The organism is Rhizobium sp. 32-5/1 (genome assembly GCF_029537235.1).
GTDB lineage: Bacteria > Pseudomonadota > Alphaproteobacteria > Rhizobiales > Rhizobiaceae > Pararhizobium.
The window spans coordinates 737,032-760,346 of sequence record NZ_CP120638.1; the positions used below are offsets into that span (position 1 = coordinate 737,032).

Here is a 23,315-nt window from a genome sequence, read left to right on the forward strand (position 1 = left end):
CTTGGTCAACATGCAATTCCCGGTATTTGACCGTAGCGCTTCGGATCTTCCCGTCAAGGGAAGATTCCGGGCGTTTCGGCCGCTCAGATCATCGCCATGCCGCCATTGACGTGGATCGTCTGGCCAGTCACGTACGCCGCCTCGCTGGACGAGAGATAGGCGACGGCCGATGCCACTTCCGCACCGGTCCCCATCCGCTTCATCGGGATGGCACCCATGATGCCTTCCTTCTGCTTATCGTTCAGCTTGCCGGTCATCGCGCTTTCGATGAAGCCCGGAGCGACGCAGTTGACGGTGACGTTGCGGGTCGCGATTTCCTGGGCGAGCGACTTGGAAAAGCCGATCATGCCGGCCTTCGAGGCGCAGTAATTTGCCTGCCCCGGATTGCCGGTCACGCCAACGATCGAGGTGATATTGATGATGCGGCCGTAACGGCGACGCATCATGGGATGGGTGAGTTCGCGTGTGAGCCGGAAGACGGAGGTCAGGTTGACCTCGATCACCTTGTCCCAGTCCTCGTCGCTCATGCGCACGAACAGACCGTCCTTGGTGATGCCGGCATTGTTGACGAGGATATCGACGCCACCCAGATCGGCCTCGGCCTTTTCGCCGAGCCCCTTGACGGCAGCGCGGTCGGATAGATCGGCCGGGAACAGGTGCACACGCTCACCAAGCGAATTGGCCAGTTCCTCCAGCTTTTCGACACGGGTGCCGTGCAGGCCGACGATGGCGCCCTGCGCGTGCAAGATGCGGGCGATTTCTTCACCGATGCCGCCGGATGCGCCGGTGACGAGGGCCTTGCGGCCGGACAGATCGAACATGGTTGTGTCCTCTTTTTGAAGCGAATAGCGAATAGGGAGTAGCGAATAGGAAGTTTTATAGCGATCCGCGGCAGGCCTTACGGCGCCAACCTGTTCTATTCGCTATTGCCTACTCCTTATTCGCCCGTTTTCGTCAGCCGATAAGCGCGGCAAGCGCACTGTCGATATCGGCAGGTGTATTGACGGCGATACCGGTGACGGTCTTGTCGATCCGCCGGGCAAGGCCGGTCAGCACCTTTCCGGCGCCGATCTCATACAGTGTCGTAACATTGTTGGCGGCAAACCATTCGACCGTCTCGCGCCAGCGCACCTGGCCGGTAACCTGCTCGACCAGCAGGCCGGCGATCTCGCCGGCATCGCTGACCGGAGCGGCGCGTACATTGGCGATGACAGGCACCACCGGAGCATTCATCGAAACGGCGGCAAGCGCCGCGCGCATCGCGTCCGCCGCCGGCGCCATCAGCGTCGAATGGAAGGGCGCGGAGACTGGCAGGAGAATGGCGCGCTTGGCGCCCTTTTCCGTTGCCAGTGCCGCAGCTTTCTCCACAGCATCCTTCTCGCCGGAAATGACAATCTGGCCGCCGCCATTGTCATTGGCGATCTGGCAGGCGCCGAGCGTTTTTGCCTCAGCGCAAACGGCCTCGACATCGGCATGCTCCAGCCCGATAATTGCAGCCATGGCGCCAAGGCCTGCCGGAACCGCCGCCTGCATGGCATTGCCGCGAATGCGCAGCAGCCGTGCCGTATCGGCCAGCGAAAACGTTCCGGCGGCACAGAGCGCCGAATATTCGCCGAGCGAATGGCCAGCAACGAAGGAGACCTGTTTCTTCAGGTCCAGTCCGCGCGCTTCCAGCACGCGCATGACGGCGATCGACACCGCCATCAAGGCCGGCTGGGCGTTTGCGGTCAGCGTCAGCGTCTCTTCGGGCCCGTTCCAGATGATGTCGGAGAGTTTTTCGCCCAGCGCCTCGTCGACCTCTGCAAACACGGCAGCCGCTTCCGGGAAGCTGTCCGCAAGCGCCTTGCCCATGCCGACGGCCTGGCTGCCCTGACCTGGAAAAGTGAAAGCGATGGCCATGAAGTGTCTCCCGTCACGCGCGATGGTCGCCGCGCCGTTTTGCCTTGCACGGCGGCCCGAAGGATCGGAACAGACGCCGCTGCATTCTCCTCTCCATTCACATTCCTGGCCGCAGAGTCAAGCTTTGGTCGCGGCGCAGACGCCGTCGTCGGATTTGTGCAGGGCGGTGGATTATCTCTTGCGCCGCAGCAAACAGGCTCTACATTTCCGCCAAAATCCTATCGAGGCACAACATCCCATGCAATACAAGACACTCGGCCGCACCGGCATCAAGGTTTCGGAAATCTGCCTTGGCACAATGACCTGGGGCACGCAGAACAGCGAAGCCGAAGCCCATGAGCAAATGGACTACGCGCTCGATCAGGGCGTCAACTTCATAGACACTGCCGAACTCTATCCCGTCACGCCGGCGGGGCCGGAAACCTTTGGCCTGACGGAAGCCTACATCGGCACCTGGCTGCAGGCGCGGAGCAACCGCGACAAGGTCGTGCTTGCCACCAAAGTCGCCGGTCCCGGCCGCCCTTATATCCGTAGCGGCAGCCCGGCGAGCCCGAAAACCATGCGCGAGGCACTGGAAGCCAGCCTTAAGCGACTGCAGACCGATTACATAGATCTCTACCAGATGCACTGGCCAAGCCGCGGTCATTACGGCTTTCGCAACGCCTGGACCTACGATCCATCAGGGCAGGACAGACAGTCCGTGCCGGAGGAACTCCTGGCGATCCTCGAAACGCTGAGCGAATTCGTCAGAGAAGGCAAGGTTCGCGCCGTCGGCCTGTCCAACGATACCGCCTGGGGCGTCATGACCATGCTGTCACTGGCCGAAAAACACGGCCTCCCGCGCCTTGCCTCGATCCAGAATGAATACAATTTCCTCTACCGCCCGTTCGATCTCGACCTGTCCGAAATTGCCCACCACGAGCATGTCGGGCTTCTGGCCTATTCACCGCTCGCTGCCGGTCTCTTGTCGGGAAAATATCTTGGCGGTGCTCGCCCTGAAGGTTCGCGCCTCACCATCAATGGCGACCTTGGCGGTCGCTACACCGAATATCAGGAAGCTGCGGTCGCGGGCTACGCAGCTCTAGCCCGCGAGCACGAACTCGACCTCGCCCAGATGCAACTCGCCTTCAGCCTGACCCGCCCTTTCATGACCTCGGTGATCATCGGTGCGACCAGCATGGATCAGCTGAAGACGAATATCGGGGCCAAGGATGTCAGTCTCTCGGCAGAGGTGATGGACGGCATAGGCAAGTTGCACAAAAAATATCCGGCGCCGATCTGAGAGCCATAGCGGCGCATGGGAAACCAGTGCGGGCCGTGGACTATGCCTCCGCGCCCGCAATCAATGACACACCTACTCGGAAACGTCGCTGCTGGCCTCGCTTGGCACAACCCGCGGCTTTCTCGTGCGTTTGGGTTTCACGACAACCGCGACAGGAGGGGCGACCATTTCCTCCTCAACCCCTTCAACGGCATCGACCGCCGTTTCATCATGAACACCGGGTTCCAGCCGGTGCTTGATGGCCAAAGCATAGATCGTCTGCAGAACATTGACGTCCTTGGCTTCGGAATCGCCGAGCGCTAGCAGGGATGCTCGCACGATGTTGCGGCTGGTGACCTTAGGCACGCGGCGTTTGACGAAATCGAACAAGGCCTTGTCGCTCAGTCCCTCGTAAGCGCCGTCGAAAAGGGCCGCATAGACCCGCTTTTTCTTGTCACCCATGTCTCACGCCCCATGCTTATCGAACCCAATTGTGTGATAAATCCGTCATCCGATTGTCACAATCAATGGAAGCCGCGCATCGCGGCGATGAAATTTCCCATGATTGCGGACGTTTTTCTTGGGGCAGAAGCTTGAGCATGGACGTCAGTTTGGTGCGGGGCAGGCCTTGTCCCTGCCCCGGGGCCCCTTTTACTGGGTCCGGCAGCGGCCGGTCTTGGTGGTTTCCTTGTCGCCGTCGTCGTAGGCGATACCGATCTTCTCGCCGGCGAGCGATGCGATGGTGCCCGGATACCAGTCACCGGAGCCCTTGTAGTTGCATTCCACCTTCATGCCGATCATCCAGTCATAGGGACGGACCTCGTTGAGGCCAACGGTTTCGCGGTCGCCATCGTCGTAGCGGATCGTGACCTTACCGCCTTTTACCTTTTCAGCGATGCCGGGAAACCAGTAGCCAGCGCCCTGGTAATTTCCGAGAACCCAATCACCCTGCGTTTGCGCGCTGGCGGCACCGGCACTGACAGCGATGACACCGGCGACGATCGACATAAGTCCAAATTTAAACACAGCATTCACTCCCATCGTTACAGACCCTAGCGGACTGCCTATCCATCGGTATTCCCGGAACGGTGAATGCGAAATGAACCAAACCGGTAGTGTTGTTCAGCAGCCTCGCCATTTTTGGTGATGTGCAGGGCGCGGCATAGAATGGACGTCCATTCCTCCGGAACTCACCCTTCCTCCGGAAACTCATCCGATCCAACTCAGAAGAGCAGTCCCTGCGACAATCCCCACTAAATCCGCTCCGCCCCTTGCTTCCGGGCCAAAAATCCGTATAAGCGCGCTGTTCGCAACACCCGGTCTTCTGGCTGGTGGCTGAACGGAGGGCCGGTTTCCGTGATGAAGCCTGTCAGGATCCAAAGGGATCCAGCCTCCCGTGTCTCCGCTCTCGACCGTCTCGAAACAACACTTTCTTGCCGGCTGTCCGCAGCCAATGGAACAGTCGTTGAGGCTTAGCCGCCGAATATCGGGTGACGATTAACGCAAGAAAGGCAAAGCCACCATGGCTCTTTATGAACATGTATTCCTTGCCCGCCAGGACGTTTCCGCACAGCAGGTCGATGCCCTCGTCGAACAGTACAAGGGTGTCCTCGAAGCAAACGGCGGCAAGGTCGGGCGTGTAGAAAACTGGGGCCTCAAGTCCCTGACCTACCGCATCAACAAGAACCGCAAGGCTCATTACGTTTTGGTCGACATCGATGCTCCGGCAGCCGCTGTCCACGAAATGGAACGCCAGATGCGCATCAACGAAGACGTTCTTCGTTACATGACCATCGCAGTCGAGAAGCATGAAGACGGCCCGTCCGCCATGATGCAGAAGCGCGACCGCGACGACCGTCCGCGCCGTGATGGCGACCGCCCGGAGCGCAGCTTCGGCGATCGTGATCGTGGTCCGCGCCCGGATCGTGGCGACCGTGAAGACCGTCCGCGCCGTCCGCGCGAAGACCGTGCGTAAGGTTTAGGAGAAAAGACAATGGCTGACATTTCATCCGCTCCGGCTCGCCGCCCGTTCCATCGCCGGCGCAAGACCTGCCCCTTCTCCGGCGCCAACGCTCCGAAGATCGACTACAAGGACATCCGTCTGCTGCAGCGCTACATTTCCGAGCGCGGCAAGATCGTTCCGTCCCGCATCACGGCAGTATCCCAGAAGAAGCAGCGCGAACTGGCCCAGGCCATCAAGCGCGCCCGCTTCCTCGGCCTCCTGCCTTACGTCATGTCCTAAGACATGACTCCGCGGAGGTCTTAAGATCCCGCGGAAACTGACTCTGGGTGAGGCGGCGCTGTGCAACAGCGTCGCCTTGCTCTTCCCTTCCGCGTTGGGCGCGGATCGGACGCACCGGCGTAAGCGATTGCGTCAAACCCCATGTTGGGGCGCAGCTGAATCAGTTTGTCAGCAAACGCCTCTAACTGCTTGATAAGCAGGACAGCGACCGTGAAGAATTTAGACAGAACATCGCTGCTGACCGGCATTCTCGCCGGCGTGACCGCTGCCTTGCTTTCGCTCGGCGCGAACACGCAGTCGTCTTTTGCGATCCTGCTCTATGCCGCATCCGCCCTGCCCGTCCTGATTGCCGGCCTCGGCTGGGGCAATGCCGCCGCAATCACAGCCGTCGTCACAGCGGGACTTACCGGCGGCGTGCTCGTCTCTCCCTATTTCGCACTGATGATCGTGGTCATTACGCTGATCCCGGCCGCATGGCTCAGCCATCTGGCCAATCTGGCGCGCCCGGCATCAGAACTCGGCGGTCCGGCCGATGCGCTCGCATGGTATCCGCTGTCCGATATCATGACCAACCTTGCCATGCTCGTAACCTTCAGCATGATCATCGTCGGCTTCATGATCGGTTATGACAGCGGCCTGTCCGACCGCATGATCGACATGGTGCTGGAATCGCTGAAGGCTCAGGAGCCGCTTTACAATCCGGAGCCGGACACGATCGCCCAGATCAAGTCGATCTTCGGGCTGGCTTTGCCGCTGATCCAGGGTGCGCTCTGGGTGCTGATGCTGTTTGCCGCCTATTACATCGCCACCCGCATCGTGCAGGCTTCCGGAAAGAGCTTGCGCCCGCGCGAGGATATGCCGTCGACCCTGCGCATGCACCGCTATGCGATCTTCGCCTTCCTCGGCGGTCTCGTCCTGACCTTTGTCGGCGGCACGCCTGCCGTCGTTGGCGCGCTTGTCTGCGGCACCTTCGGCGCCGGCTTCCTGCTGTCGGGTTTTGCCGTTCTGCATTTCCGCACGCGCGGCAAGTCCTGGCGGTTGCCGGTGCTGTGGCTCGTTTACCTGGCCGTTTTGATGTTCACACTGCCGGCCTTCTTCATTCTCCTGTCGGGCCTGATGGACACGAGGCGCACCATCGCGCTCTCCCCGACCGGGAAATCTGAAAATACCGAAATCTAAGACAAAGAACCAACTGAAAGGAACATACCATGCAAGTCATTCTTCTCGAACGCGTTGCCAAGCTCGGCCAGATGGGCGAAACCGTCAAGGTTCGCGACGGCTTTGCCCGCAACTACCTGCTCCCGCTCGGCAAGGCCCTGCGCGCCAACGAAGCCAACAAGAAGCGCTTCGAATCCGAGCGTTCGACGCTTGAAGCCCGCAACCTGGAGCGCAAGTCCGAAGCCCAAGCCGTTGCCGAACAGCTGGACGGCAAGTCCTTCATCGTCGTCCGCTCGGCCGGCGAAACCGGTCAGCTTTACGGTTCGGTTGCTGCCCGCGACATCGTTGACGTTCTGACAGCCGAAGGCTTCAACGTCGGTCGCAACCAGGTCGACCTCAACAACCCGATCAAGACCATCGGCCTGCACGACGTCGTCCTGCACCTCCATGCCGAAGTCGAAATCAAGGTTCAGATGAACGTTGCCCGTTCGGCCGAAGAAGCAGAACGTCAGCTCAAGGGCGAAAGCCTGACTTCGGCCGACGCCATCTACGGCGTTGACGAAAACGCTCTGAAGGCGGAAGATTTCTTCAATCCGGAAGCCGAATTCGACGGCGACGACGAATAAGACCGACGCTTTCAAAGCGTAAACAGAATGGCTCCGGAACACGCGTTCCGGAGCCATTTTGCATTGTCGGATGTCGTGAGCGCGACTCACATGGGGCAGGTCAAGCAGAAACATCGTTCAGCGCGCGAATCACGGTTGTCGCACCACAGTGCCTGTGGATCAGTCGAACAACGGGCACAGAATCGGCCGCCTGGAAATGCGACGGGCGCCGGGACACCCTTTCTCTTGACCCATGCTGCTATCGGCGCCAAACCGATGCCGATCGGTCGATGATTCCGGATAGAGAAATACCATGAACGAAGCAGCGCGGAGAATTGTACCCATGGACAAGCCGCAAGGGGACCTCGCCTATCGCGAGGCGCCGAATAACCTCGAGGCCGAACAGGCGCTACTGGGCGCGATCCTGGTCAACAATGATGCCTTCTACCGCGTTTCCGACTTCCTGAAGCCCGTCCACCTCAACGAGCCCCTGCACCGCAAGATCTTCGAGGTCGCCGGCGATATCATCCGCATGGGCAAGACCGCAAATCCGGTGACGATCAAGACCTTCCTGAAGGCCGACGAGAAGGTCGGCGACATGACGGTGGCGCAATATCTCGCCCGCCTTGCGTCTGAAGCCGTCTCGATCATCAACGCGGAAGACTATGGCCGGGCGATCTACGATCTGGCGCTGCGCCGCTCGCTGATCACCATCGGCGAGGACATGGTCAACATCGCCTATGACGCGCCGCTCGACATGCCGCCGCAGAGCCAAATCGAGGATGCCGAGCGCCGCCTGTTCGAACTGGCCGAAACCGGCCGCTACGATGGCGGCTTTCAGGCGTTCAATGATGCCGTGGCGCTGGCGATCGACATGGCCGGCCAGGCCTTCGAGCGCGACGGCTCGCTGTCCGGCATCTCGACCGGCATCCACTCGCTGGACGGCCGCATGGGTGGCCTGCAGCGCTCCGACTTGATCGTGCTGGCCGGACGCCCCGGCATGGGCAAGACGTCGCTTGCCACCAATATCGCCTATAACATCGCGGCCGCCTATGAGCCTGAAATCCAGGCGGATGGATCGATGAAGGCCAAGAACGGCGGCGTCGTCGGCTTCTATTCGCTCGAAATGTCGTCGGAACAGCTGGCAACGCGTATTATTTCCGAGCAGACGGAAGTCTCCTCCTCGAAGATCCGCCGCGGCGATATCTCCGAGGCCGATTTCGAAAAGTTGGTCGCCTGCAGCCAGATGATGCAGAAGGTGCCGCTGTTCATCGACCAGACCGGTGGTATCTCGATCGCCCAGCTTTCGGCGCGTGCCCGTCGATTGAAGCGCCAGCGCGGTCTCGATTGCCTCGTGGTGGACTATATCCAGCTGATGACCGGCTCTGGCAAATCCAGCGATAACCGCGTGCAGGAAATCACCCAGATCACCACAGGCCTCAAGGCGCTTGGCAAGGAACTGAACGTGCCGATCATTGCACTGTCGCAGCTGTCGCGTCAGGTGGAAAGCCGTGAGGACAAGCGTCCGCAGCTGTCCGACCTTCGTGAATCCGGCTCGATCGAGCAGGACGCCGACGTCGTGCTTTTCGTGTTCCGCGAGGAATATTACGTGAAGAACCTCGAACCCCGGGACGAATTCGACCCGAAATACGAGGAATGGAAGCAGACCTTCGAAAAGGTCAAGGGCACGGCCGACGTGATCATCGCCAAGCAGCGCCACGGGCCGACCGGCACCGTGAAGCTCGCCTTCCAGGCGGAATTCACCCGCTTCACCGATCTGGCCGACCCATCCTTCACGCAATACGAGGAACATTGATCGAAAAACCGGCGGCAGCGAACTGTTGGATTAGCGATCCGTTGCAAATGTCCGAGCTTCCGGCTAAGCGGAAAGAAAGTGTCATGCTGCCGCAGCGTCAGGGCTTCGGTGATTTGCCTGACATGCTGGGGGATTAGATTCATGGAAGCTTTTATTGCGCTGCTGCAGGTTCTTGCCATCGACCTGGTGCTGGCCGGCGACAACGCCATCGTCATCGGCCTTGCAGCCGCAGGCCTGCCCAAGGAACAACGCGGCAAGGCGATCCTGATCGGGATCGCGGCAGCAACGGTGCTGCGCATCATCTTCGCACTGCTCGCCACCGAACTGCTGCAGATTCTCGGCCTTCTGCTCGTCGGCGGCATCCTGCTGCTCTGGGTCTGCTGGAAGATGTGGCATGAACTGCGGACAAGCGCGAAGGAAGAGGCCGAAGGTCTGGAGACCTTGACCGGTGAAGACACCAACAAGGACGGCACCATCGGTGGCGCACCCCGCAAGACTCTCGGCCAGGCCGCCCTGCAGATTGTCGTCGCCGACGTCTCTATGTCGCTCGACAACGTTCTGGCCGTGGCGGGCGCTGCCAAGGATCATCCGAACATCCTTATTCTCGGCCTTGCTGTCTCCATTGCTTTGATGGGTCTCGCAGCCTCGTTCATCGCGAAGCTTCTGCACCGCTACCCGTGGATCTCCTATCTCGGCCTCGCCATCATCCTCTTCGTTGCGCTGAAGATGATCTATGAAGGCTTTATGGAAGTCGAACCCTTGCTGGTTTCCTCCTTCCTCTGATTGATCCGAGGCGGACGGGCAAATGCCCTCCGCCTCTTTCGACCTGCCCTTGTCTCGACCGGACACGTCAGCCGACCGTTCTCCCAATTGCACCTGACGACGCTTGGTTGTATCTCTTCGAGCATGGTTTCATCAGAAAGATCCCCCTCACCCATCCTGCCTTTGCCGCCGCATCGAACAGGCTGACCATCGACCTTGGCGCATTGGCCGACAACTGGCGCAAGATGGGCCGGCTATCCGGCAAGGCGCCTGCCGCAGCCGTGCTCAAGGCCGACGCCTACGGGATCGGCATCGAGCCTGCGGCGGAGACACTTTATGCCGCCGGTGCGCGTGATTTCTTCGTCGCCAATGCGGAGGAAGGGGCCGACCTGCGGCCCTTCGTTCCTGACGGGCGCATCTATATCCTGGCCGGCATGTGGCCCGGCAATGAACAGCTGTTTTTCGACAACGACCTCGTGCCGATCATCAACTCCGAGGAACAGCTCTCGCTGTTCATGTCGGCGATCTCGCAGCATGGCGACCACCCCTGCGCCCTTCATGTCGATACCGGCATGAACCGACTCGGCCTGACGGTCGCGGAGGCGCTTGCGCTCGCCAATGATCCGGTGCGCCCGGCGAGCTTTTCGCCGGTGCTGATCATGAGCCATCTCGCCTGCGCCGACGACCAGTCCCACCCACTCAATCGTCGGCAGCTTGAGGCGTTTCGCACGGTGACACAGGCGTATGACGGCGTGAACGCAAGCCTTGCCAATTCCGCCGGCGTTCATCTCGGGCCGGAGTTTCATTTCGATCTCACCCGCCCCGGCATTGCCGTTTATGGCGGCGAAGCGGTCAATGGCATGGCCAATCCGATGAAGCCGGTGGTCACCGCCGAGGCACGGATCATCCAGGTGCGCAGCGTCCGTTCCGGCGAAACCGCCAGCTATGGCGCCTCTGCACAGTTTTCCCGCGACAGCCGCGTCGCCATCGTCGCCGTCGGCTATGCGGATGGCTATCATCGCTCCGTTTCCGGCGGCGGCGTGGCGCTCAGGCAGGCAACACCCTCCGGCGCCTTCGGCTTCCTGCATGGCCGCAAGGTTCCGCATCTCGGTCGCGTCACCATGGATATCAGCCTTTTCGACGTCACGGACCTGCCGGAAAATGCAGTGCGCGCCGGCGATTATATCGAACTGTTTGGCAACAATGTCGCCGTCGACGACGTGGCCCGCGCCGGCGGCACGATCGGCTACGAAATGCTGACAAGCCTTGGGCATCGCTACGAGCGCGACTATATCGAGGCTGAATAGCTTTTAAGGACGGTGACGCTGGAATCCCGGAAGCAATAATGTATACTGGAACAAAAGGAGATCATTGTGACGAATATCCAATTGAGTGACGAAGATCGCGCGTTCATCGAAGAGCGCGTTCGAACCGGTCCCTATAAGGATGTCAATGATGTCGTTCATGCCGGGCTTCAGGCGCTTCAGCGCGATGAAGCGACGTTAAAGCAACTCATTCAGGAAGGTGACGACGACATTGCCGCCGGCCGCTTCTATGAGTTCGGCGAGGACGACAATCTCACCGATTTCATCATTGCCCGTTCCAAGGCGCGGAAGGCCTTATGAAGCGACGTCGATTTCGCCTGTCCGAAAGGGCTGCGGATGATTTGACGTCGATTTACGAGTACATAGCCGCGGAAAACCCTGCAGGCGCCCGGCGGGTTGTCGATGGAATCCAGGCGAAAATCAGATCGATCGCAGTCTTAGGCCTTACGGGCACTTCGGCGGATGTGCCTGCATTTGGACTGCGCATGATCATCTTTCGCAGCTATTTGGTCTATTTCCGCGTCACACCATCACATCTCCTCGTCCTGCGCATCCTCCACGGACGCCAGGACATTTCCCCGACGATTTCCCCGAAAGCGACATGACCTGATGGCGAAAGCCCGTACGAATTTCATCTGCCAGAACTGCGGTACCGTGCACGCCCGATGGGTGGGAAAATGCGAAGGCTGCAACCAGTGGAACACGATCGTCGAGGAAGACCCTATGGGCGGCATCGGCGGCGGTCCCGGCAGGACACCAAAGAAGGGGCGCCCCGTGGCGCTGACCACGCTGTCGGGCGAGATCGAGGAAGCGCCACGGATCAACACCGGCATTTCCGAACTGGACCGGGCGACCGGCGGCGGATTCGTCCGTGGCTCGGCGGTTTTGATCGGCGGTGATCCCGGCATCGGAAAATCGACCGTGCTGATGCAGGCCGCAGCCGCCCTTTCCCGAAAGGGTCACCGCGTCATCTACGTCTCCGGCGAAGAGGCGGTGGCACAGGTCAGGCTCCGGGCGCAGCGGCTGGGCGCCGCCGATACCGACGTTCTGCTCGCCGCCGAGACCAATGTCGAGGATATCCTGGCAACGCTCGGCGAAGGCAAGCGGCCCGATCTCGCCATTATCGATTCGATCCAGACGCTATGGAGCGACACGGCTGATTCTGCGCCCGGCACGGTGACACAGGTGCGCACCGGCGTGCAGGCGATGATCCGCTTTGCCAAGACGACCGGGGCCGCCATCGTTCTCGTCGGCCATGTCACTAAGGACGGTCAGATCGCCGGTCCCCGCGTCGTCGAGCACATGGTCGATGCTGTCCTTTATTTCGAGGGTGATCGCGGCCATCACTACCGCATCCTGCGCACCGTCAAAAACCGCTTCGGCCCGACCGACGAGATCGGCGTCTTCGAAATGTCGGACAAGGGCCTGCGCGAAGTGACCAATCCGTCAGAACTGTTCCTTGGCGAGCGCAATGCGAAATCGCCGGGTGCTGCGGTTTTCGCCGGCATGGAAGGAACGCGCCCGGTGCTGGTCGAGGTCCAGGCGCTGGTCGCGCCGACTTCGCTTGGAACGCCGCGCCGTGCCGTCGTCGGCTGGGACAGTGCACGCCTCTCGATGATCCTTGCCGTGCTGGAAGCCCATTGCGGCGTCAGGCTCGGGAGCCACGATGTTTACCTGAATATTGCCGGCGGATACAGGATTACCGAGCCCGCAGCCGACCTTGCCGTTGCATCCGCGCTTGTTTCATCGCTTGCCGGTCTTGCCCTTCCGACCGATTGCGTCTATTTCGGCGAAGTCAGTCTGTCCGGCGCCGTCCGGCCGGTTGCGCACACAGCCCAGCGCCTGAAGGAAGCCGAAAAACTCGGCTTTTCGCAGGCCGTCCTGCCCGCCGCCTCCGCCGATTTGCCGAAAGGCTCGGGCATGCGATGGAGCGAGATGGAAAGCCTGCCGGATCTGGTGGCGCGCATTGCCGGCTCGAAGGGCGCGCTAAAACAGGCAGACAACGACGACTGACGGAACTGCGGTGTTGCAACTTCGCAAATTCCGGTGAAAACAGTGTTCAATCATGTGCCATCGAAAGACGCCCCCGGCGCGATGATATATGGTGCAGCAAATTAGCTTGGGGTCGCGTAAAACGCGGGTTCGGAGTAGGACAACATGCCCATTACAATTCTCGACGGTATCGTTCTCGGCGTCGCGCTTTTCTCGGCCATTCTGGCCATGGTCCGCGGCTTCTCGCGTGAGGTCCTGTCGGTTGCAAGCTGGGTCGGCGCCGCCGCGGCGGCCTTCTTCCTCTACCCCTTCCTTCTGCCCTATGCGAAGAGCTACACGACTAGCGACACGGTTGCGATGATCGGCTCTGCCGGCGTCGTCTTCCTCGTCGCCCTGATCATCATCTCTTTCATTACCATGCGGATCGCCGATTTCATCATCGACAGCCGCATCGGCGCCCTCGACCGCACGCTCGGCTTCCTGTTCGGAGCGGCCCGCGGCGTCCTGCTCGTCGTCGTCGCCATGCTGTTCTTCAACTGGCTGGTGGCTCCGCAGCAACAGCCGGTCTGGGTCACGACCGCAAAATCCAAGCCGCTGCTCGACAATCTCGGCGGCAAGCTGATTGCGCTGCTGCCTGAAAATGCAGATGCGACGATCCTTGATCGCCTGCGCGGCAAGGATACGACCGGCGAAGGCGAGAGCGAAGGCACAGGCGGCACGACCACCCAGCCGCCGGCCGAAGAAACGCCCGCCACGAATGGCGCCGCGACCAACGGCTGAGGCCGAATGCGATAGAATGAGGGCCCGCTTTGCGGGCTCTGTCCATTTTGCAACGAAGATATGTGAAACCCTCAGGCCTTACCGGCTTGAAGGACGGAACACCCGATACGACATGCCGAACGCGTTTCAGCCGTCAACACAAAGGCCAACAGCGATGACCCATTTGCGAGCCGCAGAGATCGAAGACGAGATGGACGGCGATACGCTGCACGAAGAATGCGGCGTGTTCGGCATTCTCGGGCACCCGGATGCGGCGACGCTGACGGCGCTCGGCCTGCACGCGCTGCAGCATCGCGGACAGGAAGCGGCCGGCATTGTTACCTTCGACGGCAAGCAGTTCCACACCGAAAAACGCATGGGTCTTGTCGGCGATCACTATACTGATCCTGCGACGCTGGCCAAGCTGCCGGGCACGATCTCGATCGGGCACACGCGCTATTCCACGACAGGCGAAGTGGCGCTGCGCAACGTCCAGCCGCTGTTTGCCGAACTCGAAGTCGGCGGTATCGCCATCGCCCACAACGGCAATTTCACCAACGGTTTGACGCTGCGCCGTCAGATCATCGCCACCGGTGCCATCTGTCAATCGACGTCGGACACCGAAGTCGTGCTGCACCTCATTGCCCGCTCGCGCCATTCCTCGACGGCAGACCGCTTCATCGATGCCATCCGCCAGATGGAAGGCGGCTATTCGATGGTCGCCATGACCCGCACCAAGCTGATCGCCGCCCGCGACCCGACCGGTATCCGGCCGCTGGTGATGGGTGAGCTCGACGGCAAGCCGATCTTCTGCTCGGAAACCTGCGCACTCGACATCATCGGCGCGAAATACATTCGCGACGTCGAAAACGGCGAAGTCATCATCTGCGAGATCGAGGCAGACGGATCGATATCCATCGATGCCCGCAAGCCCAACAAGCCGCAGCCGGAACGGCTTTGTCTGTTCGAATATGTCTATTTCGCCCGGCCCGATTCGGTCGTTGGCGGCCGCAACGTCTATGTGGCGCGCAAGAACATGGGCATCAACCTGGCCAACGAAGCGCCGGTCGAGGCCGATGTCGTCGTTCCCGTGCCGGACGGTGGTACGCCGGCTGCGATCGGCTTTGCCCAGGCCAGCGGCATTCCCTTCGAACTCGGCATCATCCGCAACCATTATGTCGGCCGCACCTTCATCGAACCGACCCAGCAGATCCGCGCTTTCGGCGTTAAGCTCAAGCATTCCGCCAACCGCGCCATGATCGAGGGCAAACGCGTCGTTTTAGTCGATGATTCGATCGTGCGCGGCACCACCTCGCTGAAGATCGTGCAGATGATCCGGGAGGCCGGTGCGATCGAGGTGCATATCCGCGTCGCCAGCCCGATGATCTTCTACCCGGACTTTTATGGCATCGACACGCCGGACCGCGACAAGCTGCTTGCCAACCAGCACGTGGACCTTGCCTCGATGTGCAAGTTTATCGGCGCCGATCTCGCTGGAGTTCCTCAGCATTGACGGCCTCTATCGCGCCGTTGGGGGCGAAAGCCGCAACGATGCACGGCCCCAGTTTACGGATCACTATTTCACTGGCGACTATCCGACGCGCCTGCTCGACAAGAATGGCGACAATCCAAGCCCCAAGCTGTCGATGCTTGCCAGCAAGAGCTGATAAATTTTCCCGGGCCGGAAGACGGCACGGAAGTGCCGCCTCGCCGATTTAAAGCTTGCTGCCTGCCTTGCGCATTTGCCCGAACCTGTGGCAGCAAGCCCTGCCACAACAATTCCGGAGCCATCCTCACATGATCGATCTCAAGGGCCGCATAGCACTGGTCACCGGCGCATCGCGCGGCATAGGCTATTTCACGGCGCTCGAGCTTGCCAAGGCCGGCGCGCAGGTGATTGCCTGCGCCCGCACCGTGGGTGGACTGGAAGATCTGGATGATGCCATCAAGGCGGCCGGTGGCCTTCCTGCGACGCTCGTCCCCTTCGACCTTTCCGACATGGCGGCGATCGACAAGCTTGGCGGCGCCATTCACGAGCGCTGGGGCAAGCTCGATATCCTGATCGCCAATGCCGGCGTGCTCGGCGTCATATCGCCGATCGGCCATGTCGAGGCCAAGGTTTTCGAAAAGGTCATGACGATCAACGTCACCGCCACCTGGCGCCTCATCCGCTCGGTCGATCCTTTGCTGCAACTGTCCGACGCCGGCCGGGCACTGATCCTGTCATCGAGCGCCGCGCACAAATGCAAGCCCTTCTGGGCCCCCTACTCGGCCTCCAAGGCCGCCGTCGAGGCCCTTGCCCGCACATGGGCCAGCGAGACACAGCGTCTGCCGCTGCGCGTCCTCAGCGTCGATCCTGGCGCCACGCGCACCGCGATGCGTGCACAGGCCATCCCCGGCGAAGATCCGTCAACGGTGCCACACCCCTCGGAAATCGCCGCCAAGCTGCTGCCATTGCTCGGCCCCGACCAAACGGAGACCGGCAAGCTGTTCATCGTCCGGGAAAACAGGATCGTGGATTACAGGCTGCCGGAATAGGAGGCAGGCGCTCAAAAATCGCTGAGTTCCAGATTGACCGCGTTTCCGCCACGGGATTTGTAAAGCCGTTCCGCCACCTTGAGGATTTTTGCCCTCATGGCGTCAAAGGCTTTCAAATAATCGGCTTCGGATAGGTCCCTGAATGGGCGGCCGAGCGCCAGCGCCTCGATATTCATGAAAAATTTAACTTCAAACATGCCATCGTGACCGAGGAATCGGATGCGTTGCTTGGCCTCGTCATAGCTTCTGGCCGGATTTGGAAATGAGACCGTCATGTGCGCTCCACAGGTTCCAGCACAGGTTAGACGAACGTGACGGCGGCGATGAAAAGCATTGCCAGAACCACGGACGAACAGATGAGGAAAAGTGTAATTCGATTGGCGACGAAAATGGAAGACATGACGTCCTCCTTCAATTGAGGCTAGGGGAAACGACCCCTTAAGCGGCAGTGCCCGCACAAAATGCTGCCGAAGAATAAACTATGTAACCTTCAATGGAAAATAGCAAGCCGATACTCCGAAGCGCCCTGGTTGTGTATGTTGAAAATTGCCTTGCGTATGAGGGAGGTCGAGCGCATTGTCCGGTCTTCGGCAGCCTTGAACACGGGCGCTGCTGATTGAGGGCCTCCATACCTTCGCCCCAACGGAAAGGAGGACATCATGTCTTCCACATCTCCAGATCTCTATCTGACAAGCACCGACCTGAACCTGCTTCAGAGCGTACTTATAAAGACAGGCTACTGGTGTGATCTCAGCCCGAAGCCACGAGAATGCGACGTTGCGACGAAGCTGATCATCAGGCTGTTTCAACGCGGTATCGTTGAACCGGGAGCGCTGTCCGAAGCCCTGGTTCGATACATGGGCGCCCGAATTCCGGATTTGAAGCCTTATGTGCTTCCCAGTCATCGTTTCGCGATTCAGGGCGTAACGCCCGAACTTCCAACACTTCACTGATATCGACGCAAATAGACGCGGGAAGGTCCGAACGGACAATCCAGGCCGCTCCCTACAGCCTGTCACCCGGCAATCCATCCTCGCCGGTGGTCGAGCTATCCGGGTGCAGCGGCCAGTTGCCATATTTTTTCTGCCACTTTCGGGCGCCGAACGGCAGGATGATGAGATATCCGACCGCCGTCAGCACCATGGTTTCCCAAGTGAAGCTCATCAGCGTCGCGACATAAAGCACGACGAACAGGATGATCGGCAGGACGAGGTCGCGGCGCACCCGGTTTTCGGACTTTCCCGACCAGACTGGCAGGCGGCTCACCAGAAGGAAGGCGATCAACACAGTATAGGCAGCCGACAGCAGGCCCATCGTACGGTCCGGCACAAGACCGAGCAGGCCGAGATACATCGGCAGCAGCACCAGCATGGCGCCGGCGGGTGCAGGAACACCGACAAAATATTCCGACTGCCAGGCAGCCTTCACGTCCCGCTCGGACATGACATTGAAACGGGCAAGCCGCAGGCCGGCTGCGATGACGTAGATCAGGGCTGCAATCCATCCAAGCGACCGGGCCTGGTCCAGCACGAAGGCATAGAGGACCAGGGCCGGGGCGACACCGAAATTGACGATGTCGGCGAGGCTGTCCATCTGCGCGCCGAACTTCGATGTCGCCTTCATGAGGCGCGCGACCCGCCCGTCGATCCCGTCCAGAAAGGCTGCGACCAGAACCATGGCAACTGCCAGTTCGAAACGGCCTTCGAATGCAAGCCGAACGCCGGAAAGACCGGCACAGATCGCCAGAACGGTGATCAGGTTCGGAACGATGAGCCGAAGCGGAATTTCCCGAAGACGCGGACCACGGGCCTCGTCGTTCGGACCGTTCGGTTCATAGGAGGGAAAGGGGTTTCCATGGGTCGCTCCTGTTCCTTGCTCACGGCCAATCATCAACCGCGACGGCTGATGACCGGGCCCTTGGACGAGCCGAATTCCGCCAGCACGGTTTCGCCGGCAATCGCGGTCTGGCCAAGGCTGACGCGCGGCTGGGCGCCATCCGGCAGGAAGACGTCCAGTCGCGAGCCAAAGCGAATGAGGCCGAAGCGCTCGCCCGCCTGCAGCGTATCGTTCTCGGACGACCAGCAGACGATGCGCCGCGCAACGAGACCGGCGATCTGGACGACGCCGATCGCGCCGCGCTCGGTCTCGATCACCAAGCCGTTGCGCTCGTTCTCGTGGCTCGCCTTATCCAGCTCGGCATTGACGAACTTGCCTTTGCGATAGGCGATGCGGTGGATGGTGCCGCGCATCGGGGCGCGGTTTACATGGCAGTTGAAGACGTTCATGAACACCGTGATGCGCAACATCGGCGCGCTCCCAAGGCCAAGCTCCTCCGGCGGAGAAACCAGCGCAATCGAAGACACGCGGCCGTCGGCCGGGCTGATCACGAGATCGTCGTCCAGCGGGGTCAGACGGACCGGATCACGAAAGAAATAGGCGCACCATGCCGTCAGCACGAAGCCGAGCCACATCAGCGGCTCCCAGAGCAGGCCTAGCACAAGCGACACGACGAAGAACCCGGCGATAAAGGGATAGCCTTCCTTGTGGATCGGAACCAGCGTGTTACGGACCGTTGTGATCAGGCTCATGAATGGGAGTCTCCAGAATTTTATGTTGCAGAAGGCCTACAGTGAAGCGAGGAATTAGCCAATAGGCAGTAGCGCATGGTCACTTGGGCAGAAGGCGAATAGCGAATTGAAGAATTCAACAAGCGTTGCCATTCGCTACTCCCTATTCGCTATTCGCTCATTTTTCACACCGCGGCAGCGCCCCGCACGACAACGCCAAGATCATCGCTCTCGCGAACCTTCTTCAGTTGTTCCTCGGCCTGCGTCGCTTCGCGCTGGCGGTTCCACATGGAAGCGTAAAGGCCGTTGCTCTCGATAAGTTCCCCGTGCGTGCCGCGCTCGGCTATGCCGCCGTCCTTGAGAACGATGATCTCATCGGCATGGATAACCGTCGACAGCCGGTGGGCAATGACCAGTGTCGTGCGGTTTTGCGAGACGATATCGAGGGCCGCCTGGATTTCCTGCTCGGTACGCGTGTCGAGCGCGGACGTCGCTTCATCGAGGATCAGGATTGGCGGGCTTTTCAGCACCGTGCGGGCGATCGCCACGCGCTGTTTCTCGCCGCCTGAAAGCTTCAGGCCGCGCTCGCCGACCATGGCGCCATAGCCCTCCGGCAGGCTGTTGATGAAGGTGCCGATCTGCGCAATGTCGGCGGCGGCAATCACTTCCGCTTCGTTGGCCGAAGGACGCCCGTAACGGATGTTGTAGGCGATCGTGTCGTTGAACAGCACCGTGTCCTGCGGCACCATGCCGATCACCGCACGCAGGCTTTTCTGCTTGATGTCGCGCACGTCCTGGCCATCGATGGTGATCGATCCGCCCTGCACGTCGTAGAAGCGATAGAGCAACCGCGACAGCGTCGATTTGCCTGCACCCGACGGCCCGACGACGGCAACGGTCTTGCCGGCGGGCACCTCGAAGGAAATGCCTTTCAGGATCGGCCGGGCCGGGTCGTAGGCGAAGTGCACGTTCTTGAAGGCAATGGCGCCCTTGTCGATCACAAGGTCGCTGGCATCGGGGCTGTCGTTGACCTCTGCCTCGACCTCGAGCAGGTCGAACATCTGCTCGATATCCGTCAGGCCCTGACGGATTTCGCGATAGACGAAGCCGATGAAGTTGAGCGGAATGGCCAGCTGGATCAGCATGGCGTTGACGAAGACGAAATCGCCCAGCGTCTGCTCGCCGCGCTGCACGGCAAGTGCCGACATGACCATCATGACCGCCGTGCCGATGCCGAAGATCACCGCTTGCCCAAAGTTGAGCCAGCCCAGCGAGGTCCAGACCTGTGTGGCGGAGCGCTCGTAGCGCGCCATCGACTGGTCGAAACGCTTGGCCTCCATCTCCTCGTTGCCGAAATATTTGACGGTCTCGAAGTTGAGCAGCGAGTCGATGGCCTTGGTGTTGGCGTCCGTGTCGCTGTCGTTCATCGAGCGACGGATGCCGATGCGCCAATCACTGGCCTTCACCGTGAACCAGATATAGATGACCACGGTCACCGCGGTAATCATGAGGTAGCTGAAACCATAGCCCCACCAGAAGATGATCGCCGTCAACAGAAACTCGATCAGCGTCGGCACGGTGTTGAGGATGGTGAAGCGGACGATCGTTTCGATGCCCTTGGTACCGCGCTCGATAATCCGCGACAGGCCGCCGGTGCGGCGCTCAAGGTGAAAGCGCAAGGACAGCTGGTGCATGTGGACGAAGGTGCGGTAGGCCAGCTGGCGCACCGCATGCTGGCCGACGCTGGCAAACAGCGCATCGCGCAACTGGTTCAGCCCCGCCTGCAGCAATCGAGCCAGATTATAGGCGAGCACCAGCATGACCGCACCGGTAAAGACCACCGGCAGCACGCCGACAAGATCCGTCCTGCCGTTCAGCGCATCCGTTGCCCATTTGAAGAAATAGGGCACGAGCAGCAGTACGATCTTGGCGACAAGAAGAATGATTGTCGCCCAGACGACGCGCATTTTCAGATCGGCGCGATCGCTCGGCCACATATAGGGCCAGAGGTTGACGATGGTGCGCATCGGATTGCCGGCATCGGCGGAAACTGTTTTTTTGTTTGGGGACACTGTGCTTTGCCTTTGCAGGTCTCAATGAAAAGCGGCGTCTGGGGAAGACGCCGCTTTCTGTATCAAATAGGCTCGCGGATAGCACGCTGCAATGGAGCGCGTTGGAAAAACCGCTTACGGCTTTTGCGTCAGACGCTTGCGGTGAATGGCTTCCGACTCCTGCTCCGACATGGCCTCGTCCGGAACGCCAAAGACCTGACCCGGCAGGATGCGGTTCGGATCGGTGATCTGGTCTTCGTTGGCCAGATAGATCGTCGTGTAGCGCACACCCGCACCATAGACGCGACGTGAAATCTGCCAGAGCGTATCGCCGCGACGGATGATGACTGAGGTCTTGCTCTGCTTCAGCGGCGCCTGCTCGACCGTTTCCGGTCCTGTGGTGGATTGTTCGCTGCTTGCCGTAGCCGACGAGGCACTGCCATCCGTAGACTGGCCGTCGGCTGCCGTTTCGGGCTGTGTAGCAGGCGTTTCCGCCTGCTCGGTGGATGTCGTTGCCGGCTGGGTTGTGGCATCTGCCGGCGTCTCAGCCGGATTTGCCGTGGCCGTATCCTGCGCCGGTGTAACAGCAACCTCAGGAGTGGTATCGGTCGCGGAGGCGCCGGTTCCATCCGTGCGTGGCATCAGCGCGGATCCGACAGCGGCCTCGATCTTGTCCAGCGCCGCCGAAACGCTGGCGGCATCCTGCGGCACGGCCTTCAGCAGAGCGAGCGCTTCGGATGCGGCTGTCGATGTCCTGGCCGCCACTTCGCCAATGCTGGCATCCAGCGTGCCGGTAACCTTGAAATTGGCCAGCGAGTTCAACGCGATCTCGGTTGCCGAACGGGCAGCGGCGAGCTGTTCGGCATTCGGCACCTTGCCGCCGTCGAACAATCCTTTCAGGATGGCGAGAGCTTTGCCTGCCTCGGCTCGCAGACCATCGAAGCTACCTCCGTCGAAGGATGCCATCCTGCCGGACGCATCCGGCTGGGCAACAGCTGCAACCTGCTCGCCTTCCGGACGATCGAACGGAACGGAAGCGCGGAACTCAACCTTGCTGCCATCAGCAGACAGCATGTCGGCGCGGATTGTATGATTGCCAACCGCGAGATCAAGCGTGCCATCGACGACGAAGCGGCCCTGCTCGTCCGCCTTGATCTCGCCGACGAGTACGTCATTCGCATAAATGCGAACGATCGAGCCCGGCTTGGCGCTGCCGGCCACGAAGACTTTCCGACCTTCGATCTCGACGGCGGAGACTGCAACCTCAGACTTGCCCGACGTCGCGCCTGACGCGGGCGTCGTTGCTGCCGCGGTGTTGGACGTATCCGTAGCCGGAGTGTCAGCCTGGGCAGTGTCAGCCGGAGTTTCGCCAGCGGTTGCCTTGGCGGTATCGCCACTTGCCGTGCCCGTGCCGGTCGGTGCGGCCTTGGTGGCGGCATCGGCCGTGTCCGTCGCGGGCGTCGTCAGCGTTTTTGCGCCGGCGGGGTCCGCCGCAGGCTGATCGGTTGCGGCGGCGGTTTCCGTGGATGCGGCTTCCGCCGGCTTTGTATCGGTCGATGCCTGGGCATCCTCCGCCGGCTTGGCATCCGGCGTCGTGAGGATCCGGCTTGCTTCGCCGGGCCTGGACACCATGGCGAGGAGCTCGCCCGTGCCATCCTTGGGGATCGAAACGGTCGCCACTTCCTGCGATGTCTTGGACGCACCAGCGTCACCGACGCTGCGCAGCGTCAACTGATAGTCGCCTGCCGCAAGCGGCTTGTCGAATACGGCGGCGAAATCGCCGCTTGAGCCGACGTCGGCGGTCGCGATGACCGTATCGCCGTTCATGATCTCAAGCTTGGTGCCCGGCTGAGCCTTGCCGGCAATGACGGTCGAACCATCAGGCTCAACGCGCAATACGTCGAAGCCCGGAATGGTCCAGCCTGCCGTCGGATCGACTGCCGCGGTTTCAGCCGGCTTCGCATCCGTTTTAGGCTGCGTCGTTGCATCCGCGGGCTTTTCGGCCGTCTCCGTCGTCGCCGTGGGTCGCGCACCCTTGGCATCGGCAGCTGTCGTATCGCCAGGCTTTGCATCGCCCGTAGCCGGCGTCTCGGCCGTCGGCTGATCCTTGATGCCTTTCAGATTGGGCATGACAAAGAAGATCATCAACACCGTTGCGATCGCCAGGACGATAAGGGCCACCCAGCCGGCCTTGTTCTTCAGCATGCACATCTCCAAACGGACCCTAAACCTTCACGACCTCTTGAGACCGCAGACAAGGGCATCCCCAGCATGGGCGTCGCGCTTTAGCCGGGTTCTTGACCCCGCGGCAAGCAATCCACGCCACTTCTTCAGTTCGTC

At 60.8% G+C, this 23,315-nt stretch carries 23 protein-coding genes and 1 pseudogene; 15 read left to right on the forward strand and 9 right to left on the reverse strand.

What is annotated here, in order from left to right:
- Positions 1-83: 83 nt before the first annotated feature.
- The gene (fabG, locus tag P6U16_RS03835; RefSeq protein WP_277702666.1) at positions 84-821 is read right to left on the reverse strand and encodes a 3-oxoacyl-[acyl-carrier-protein] reductase; all 738 of its coding nucleotides are present in this window, start codon (positions 819-821) and stop codon (positions 84-86) included.
- 133 nt (positions 822-954) lie between these two features.
- Complete coding sequence (fabD, locus tag P6U16_RS03840; RefSeq protein ID WP_277702667.1) at positions 955-1,899, reverse strand: ACP S-malonyltransferase; 945 nt, start codon at positions 1,897-1,899, stop codon at positions 955-957.
- A gap of 238 nt (positions 1,900-2,137) precedes the next feature.
- Here fabD and P6U16_RS03845 point away from each other — a divergent pair, with 238 nt between their 5' ends.
- A complete protein-coding gene (locus P6U16_RS03845) occupies positions 2,138-3,181 on the forward strand; it encodes an aldo/keto reductase (RefSeq protein WP_277702668.1) in 1,044 nt (347 codons plus the stop codon).
- Between the two features lie 72 nt (positions 3,182-3,253).
- Here P6U16_RS03845 and P6U16_RS03850 read toward each other — a convergent pair whose 3' ends face one another.
- Positions 3,254-3,622, reverse strand: coding sequence for a hypothetical protein (locus P6U16_RS03850; RefSeq protein ID WP_277702669.1), 369 nt, complete (start codon positions 3,620-3,622; stop codon positions 3,254-3,256).
- 189 nt (positions 3,623-3,811) lie between these two features.
- A complete protein-coding gene (locus tag P6U16_RS03855; RefSeq protein WP_277702670.1) occupies positions 3,812-4,186 on the reverse strand; it encodes a tudor domain-containing protein in 375 nt (124 codons plus the stop codon).
- 496 nt (positions 4,187-4,682) lie between these two features.
- On the opposite strand from P6U16_RS03855, the gene rpsF reads away from it, so the two are divergent.
- The 13 genes and pseudogenes from rpsF (at position 4,683) to P6U16_RS03920 (ending at position 16,357) form a co-directional block, all read left to right on the forward strand.
- Positions 4,683-5,135, forward strand: a complete 453-nt coding sequence (gene rpsF / locus P6U16_RS03860) for a 30S ribosomal protein S6 (RefSeq protein WP_277702671.1) — start codon at positions 4,683-4,685, stop codon at positions 5,133-5,135.
- A gap of 18 nt (positions 5,136-5,153) precedes the next feature.
- On the forward strand, positions 5,154-5,402 hold the full coding sequence (gene rpsR / locus P6U16_RS03865; RefSeq protein ID WP_018329714.1) for a 30S ribosomal protein S18: 249 nt from the start codon (positions 5,154-5,156) through the stop codon (positions 5,400-5,402).
- Between the two features lie 210 nt (positions 5,403-5,612).
- A complete protein-coding gene (locus tag P6U16_RS03870; RefSeq protein WP_277702672.1) occupies positions 5,613-6,581 on the forward strand; it encodes a DUF2232 domain-containing protein in 969 nt (322 codons plus the stop codon).
- Between the two features lie 29 nt (positions 6,582-6,610).
- Entirely contained in the window at positions 6,611-7,186 is a 576-nt protein-coding gene (rplI, locus tag P6U16_RS03875) for a 50S ribosomal protein L9 (protein ID WP_277702673.1), read from the forward strand.
- Between the two features lie 292 nt (positions 7,187-7,478).
- A complete protein-coding gene (locus P6U16_RS03880) occupies positions 7,479-8,981 on the forward strand; it encodes a replicative DNA helicase (RefSeq protein WP_277702674.1) in 1,503 nt (500 codons plus the stop codon).
- A gap of 141 nt (positions 8,982-9,122) precedes the next feature.
- Entirely contained in the window at positions 9,123-9,764 is a 642-nt protein-coding gene (locus P6U16_RS03885) for a TerC family protein (RefSeq protein ID WP_277702675.1), read from the forward strand.
- Positions 9,765-9,871: 107 nt separating this feature from the next.
- On the forward strand, positions 9,872-11,050 hold the full coding sequence (gene alr, locus P6U16_RS03890; protein ID WP_277702676.1) for an alanine racemase: 1,179 nt from the start codon (positions 9,872-9,874) through the stop codon (positions 11,048-11,050).
- Positions 11,051-11,116: 66 nt separating this feature from the next.
- Positions 11,117-11,368, forward strand: coding sequence for a type II toxin-antitoxin system ParD family antitoxin (locus P6U16_RS03895; protein WP_277702677.1), 252 nt, complete (start codon positions 11,117-11,119; stop codon positions 11,366-11,368).
- Positions 11,365-11,673, forward strand: a complete 309-nt coding sequence (locus P6U16_RS03900; RefSeq protein ID WP_277702678.1) for a type II toxin-antitoxin system RelE/ParE family toxin — start codon at positions 11,365-11,367, stop codon at positions 11,671-11,673. Before P6U16_RS03895 ends, P6U16_RS03900 begins: the two co-directional genes overlap by 4 nt.
- A 4-nt stretch (positions 11,674-11,677) precedes the next feature.
- On the forward strand, positions 11,678-13,081 hold the full coding sequence (gene radA, locus P6U16_RS03905) for a DNA repair protein RadA (RefSeq protein ID WP_277702679.1): 1,404 nt from the start codon (positions 11,678-11,680) through the stop codon (positions 13,079-13,081).
- Positions 13,082-13,225: 144 nt separating this feature from the next.
- Positions 13,226-13,840: a CvpA family protein gene (locus P6U16_RS03910; RefSeq protein ID WP_277702680.1), complete on the forward strand. Its 615-nt coding sequence runs from the start codon at positions 13,226-13,228 to the stop codon at positions 13,838-13,840.
- Between the two features lie 154 nt (positions 13,841-13,994).
- A pseudogene (gene purF, locus P6U16_RS03915) lies at positions 13,995-15,486 on the forward strand (amidophosphoribosyltransferase).
- Between the two features lie 130 nt (positions 15,487-15,616).
- Positions 15,617-16,357, forward strand: a complete 741-nt coding sequence (locus tag P6U16_RS03920; RefSeq protein WP_277702681.1) for an SDR family NAD(P)-dependent oxidoreductase — start codon at positions 15,617-15,619, stop codon at positions 16,355-16,357.
- Positions 16,358-16,368: 11 nt separating this feature from the next.
- Here P6U16_RS03920 and P6U16_RS28300 read toward each other — a convergent pair whose 3' ends face one another.
- Positions 16,369-16,815 (reverse strand): DUF1488 domain-containing protein, encoded by a 447-nt coding sequence (locus P6U16_RS28300; protein WP_349017673.1) that lies wholly within the window; start codon positions 16,813-16,815, stop codon positions 16,369-16,371.
- 201 nt (positions 16,816-17,016) lie between these two features.
- On the opposite strand from P6U16_RS28300, the gene P6U16_RS03930 reads away from it, so the two are divergent.
- On the forward strand, positions 17,017-17,310 hold the full coding sequence (locus tag P6U16_RS03930; RefSeq protein WP_277702682.1) for a hypothetical protein: 294 nt from the start codon (positions 17,017-17,019) through the stop codon (positions 17,308-17,310).
- Between the two features lie 52 nt (positions 17,311-17,362).
- Here P6U16_RS03930 and pssA read toward each other — a convergent pair whose 3' ends face one another.
- From pssA to P6U16_RS03950, 4 genes are all read right to left on the reverse strand, one after another.
- Positions 17,363-18,247, reverse strand: a complete 885-nt coding sequence (gene pssA, locus P6U16_RS03935) for a CDP-diacylglycerol--serine O-phosphatidyltransferase (protein WP_277702683.1) — start codon at positions 18,245-18,247, stop codon at positions 17,363-17,365.
- Positions 18,247-18,945: a phosphatidylserine decarboxylase gene (locus tag P6U16_RS03940; RefSeq protein WP_277702684.1), complete on the reverse strand. Its 699-nt coding sequence runs from the start codon at positions 18,943-18,945 to the stop codon at positions 18,247-18,249. Before P6U16_RS03940 ends, pssA begins: the two co-directional genes overlap by 1 nt.
- Before the next feature lie 164 nt (positions 18,946-19,109).
- A complete protein-coding gene (locus P6U16_RS03945; RefSeq protein WP_277703995.1) occupies positions 19,110-20,951 on the reverse strand; it encodes an ABC transporter ATP-binding protein/permease in 1,842 nt (613 codons plus the stop codon).
- A gap of 159 nt (positions 20,952-21,110) precedes the next feature.
- A complete protein-coding gene (locus tag P6U16_RS03950) occupies positions 21,111-23,180 on the reverse strand; it encodes a LysM peptidoglycan-binding domain-containing protein (RefSeq protein WP_277702685.1) in 2,070 nt (689 codons plus the stop codon).
- Positions 23,181-23,315: the final 135 nt, after the last annotated feature.

Bases quoted from the DNA above. Each gene is read 5' to 3' on its own strand.
- fabG (WP_277702666.1), bottom strand. From the start codon at position 821: ATGTTCGATCTGTCCGGCCGCAAGGCCCTCGTCACCGGCGCATCCGGC.
- fabD (WP_277702667.1), bottom strand. From the start codon at position 1,899: ATGGCCATCGCTTTCACTTTTCCAGGTCAGGGCAGCCAGGCCGTCGGC.
- P6U16_RS03845 (WP_277702668.1), top strand. From the start codon at position 2,138: ATGCAATACAAGACACTCGGCCGCACCGGCATCAAGGTTTCGGAAATC.
- P6U16_RS03850 (WP_277702669.1), bottom strand. From the start codon at position 3,622: ATGGGTGACAAGAAAAAGCGGGTCTATGCGGCCCTTTTCGACGGCGCT.
- rpsF (WP_277702671.1), top strand. From the start codon at position 4,683: ATGGCTCTTTATGAACATGTATTCCTTGCCCGCCAGGACGTTTCCGCA.
- rpsR (WP_018329714.1), top strand. From the start codon at position 5,154: ATGGCTGACATTTCATCCGCTCCGGCTCGCCGCCCGTTCCATCGCCGG.
- rplI (WP_277702673.1), top strand. From the start codon at position 6,611: ATGCAAGTCATTCTTCTCGAACGCGTTGCCAAGCTCGGCCAGATGGGC.
- P6U16_RS03880 (WP_277702674.1), top strand. From the start codon at position 7,479: ATGAACGAAGCAGCGCGGAGAATTGTACCCATGGACAAGCCGCAAGGG.
- P6U16_RS03885 (WP_277702675.1), top strand. From the start codon at position 9,123: ATGGAAGCTTTTATTGCGCTGCTGCAGGTTCTTGCCATCGACCTGGTG.
- P6U16_RS03900 (WP_277702678.1), top strand. From the start codon at position 11,365: ATGAAGCGACGTCGATTTCGCCTGTCCGAAAGGGCTGCGGATGATTTG.
- radA (WP_277702679.1), top strand. From the start codon at position 11,678: ATGGCGAAAGCCCGTACGAATTTCATCTGCCAGAACTGCGGTACCGTG.
- P6U16_RS03910 (WP_277702680.1), top strand. From the start codon at position 13,226: ATGCCCATTACAATTCTCGACGGTATCGTTCTCGGCGTCGCGCTTTTC.
- P6U16_RS03920 (WP_277702681.1), top strand. From the start codon at position 15,617: ATGATCGATCTCAAGGGCCGCATAGCACTGGTCACCGGCGCATCGCGC.
- P6U16_RS03930 (WP_277702682.1), top strand. From the start codon at position 17,017: ATGTCTTCCACATCTCCAGATCTCTATCTGACAAGCACCGACCTGAAC.
- pssA (WP_277702683.1), bottom strand. From the start codon at position 18,247: ATGATTGGCCGTGAGCAAGGAACAGGAGCGACCCATGGAAACCCCTTT.
- P6U16_RS03940 (WP_277702684.1), bottom strand. From the start codon at position 18,945: ATGAGCCTGATCACAACGGTCCGTAACACGCTGGTTCCGATCCACAAG.
- P6U16_RS03945 (WP_277703995.1), bottom strand. From the start codon at position 20,951: ATGCGCACCATCGTCAACCTCTGGCCCTATATGTGGCCGAGCGATCGC.
- P6U16_RS03950 (WP_277702685.1), bottom strand. From the start codon at position 23,180: ATGCTGAAGAACAAGGCCGGCTGGGTGGCCCTTATCGTCCTGGCGATC.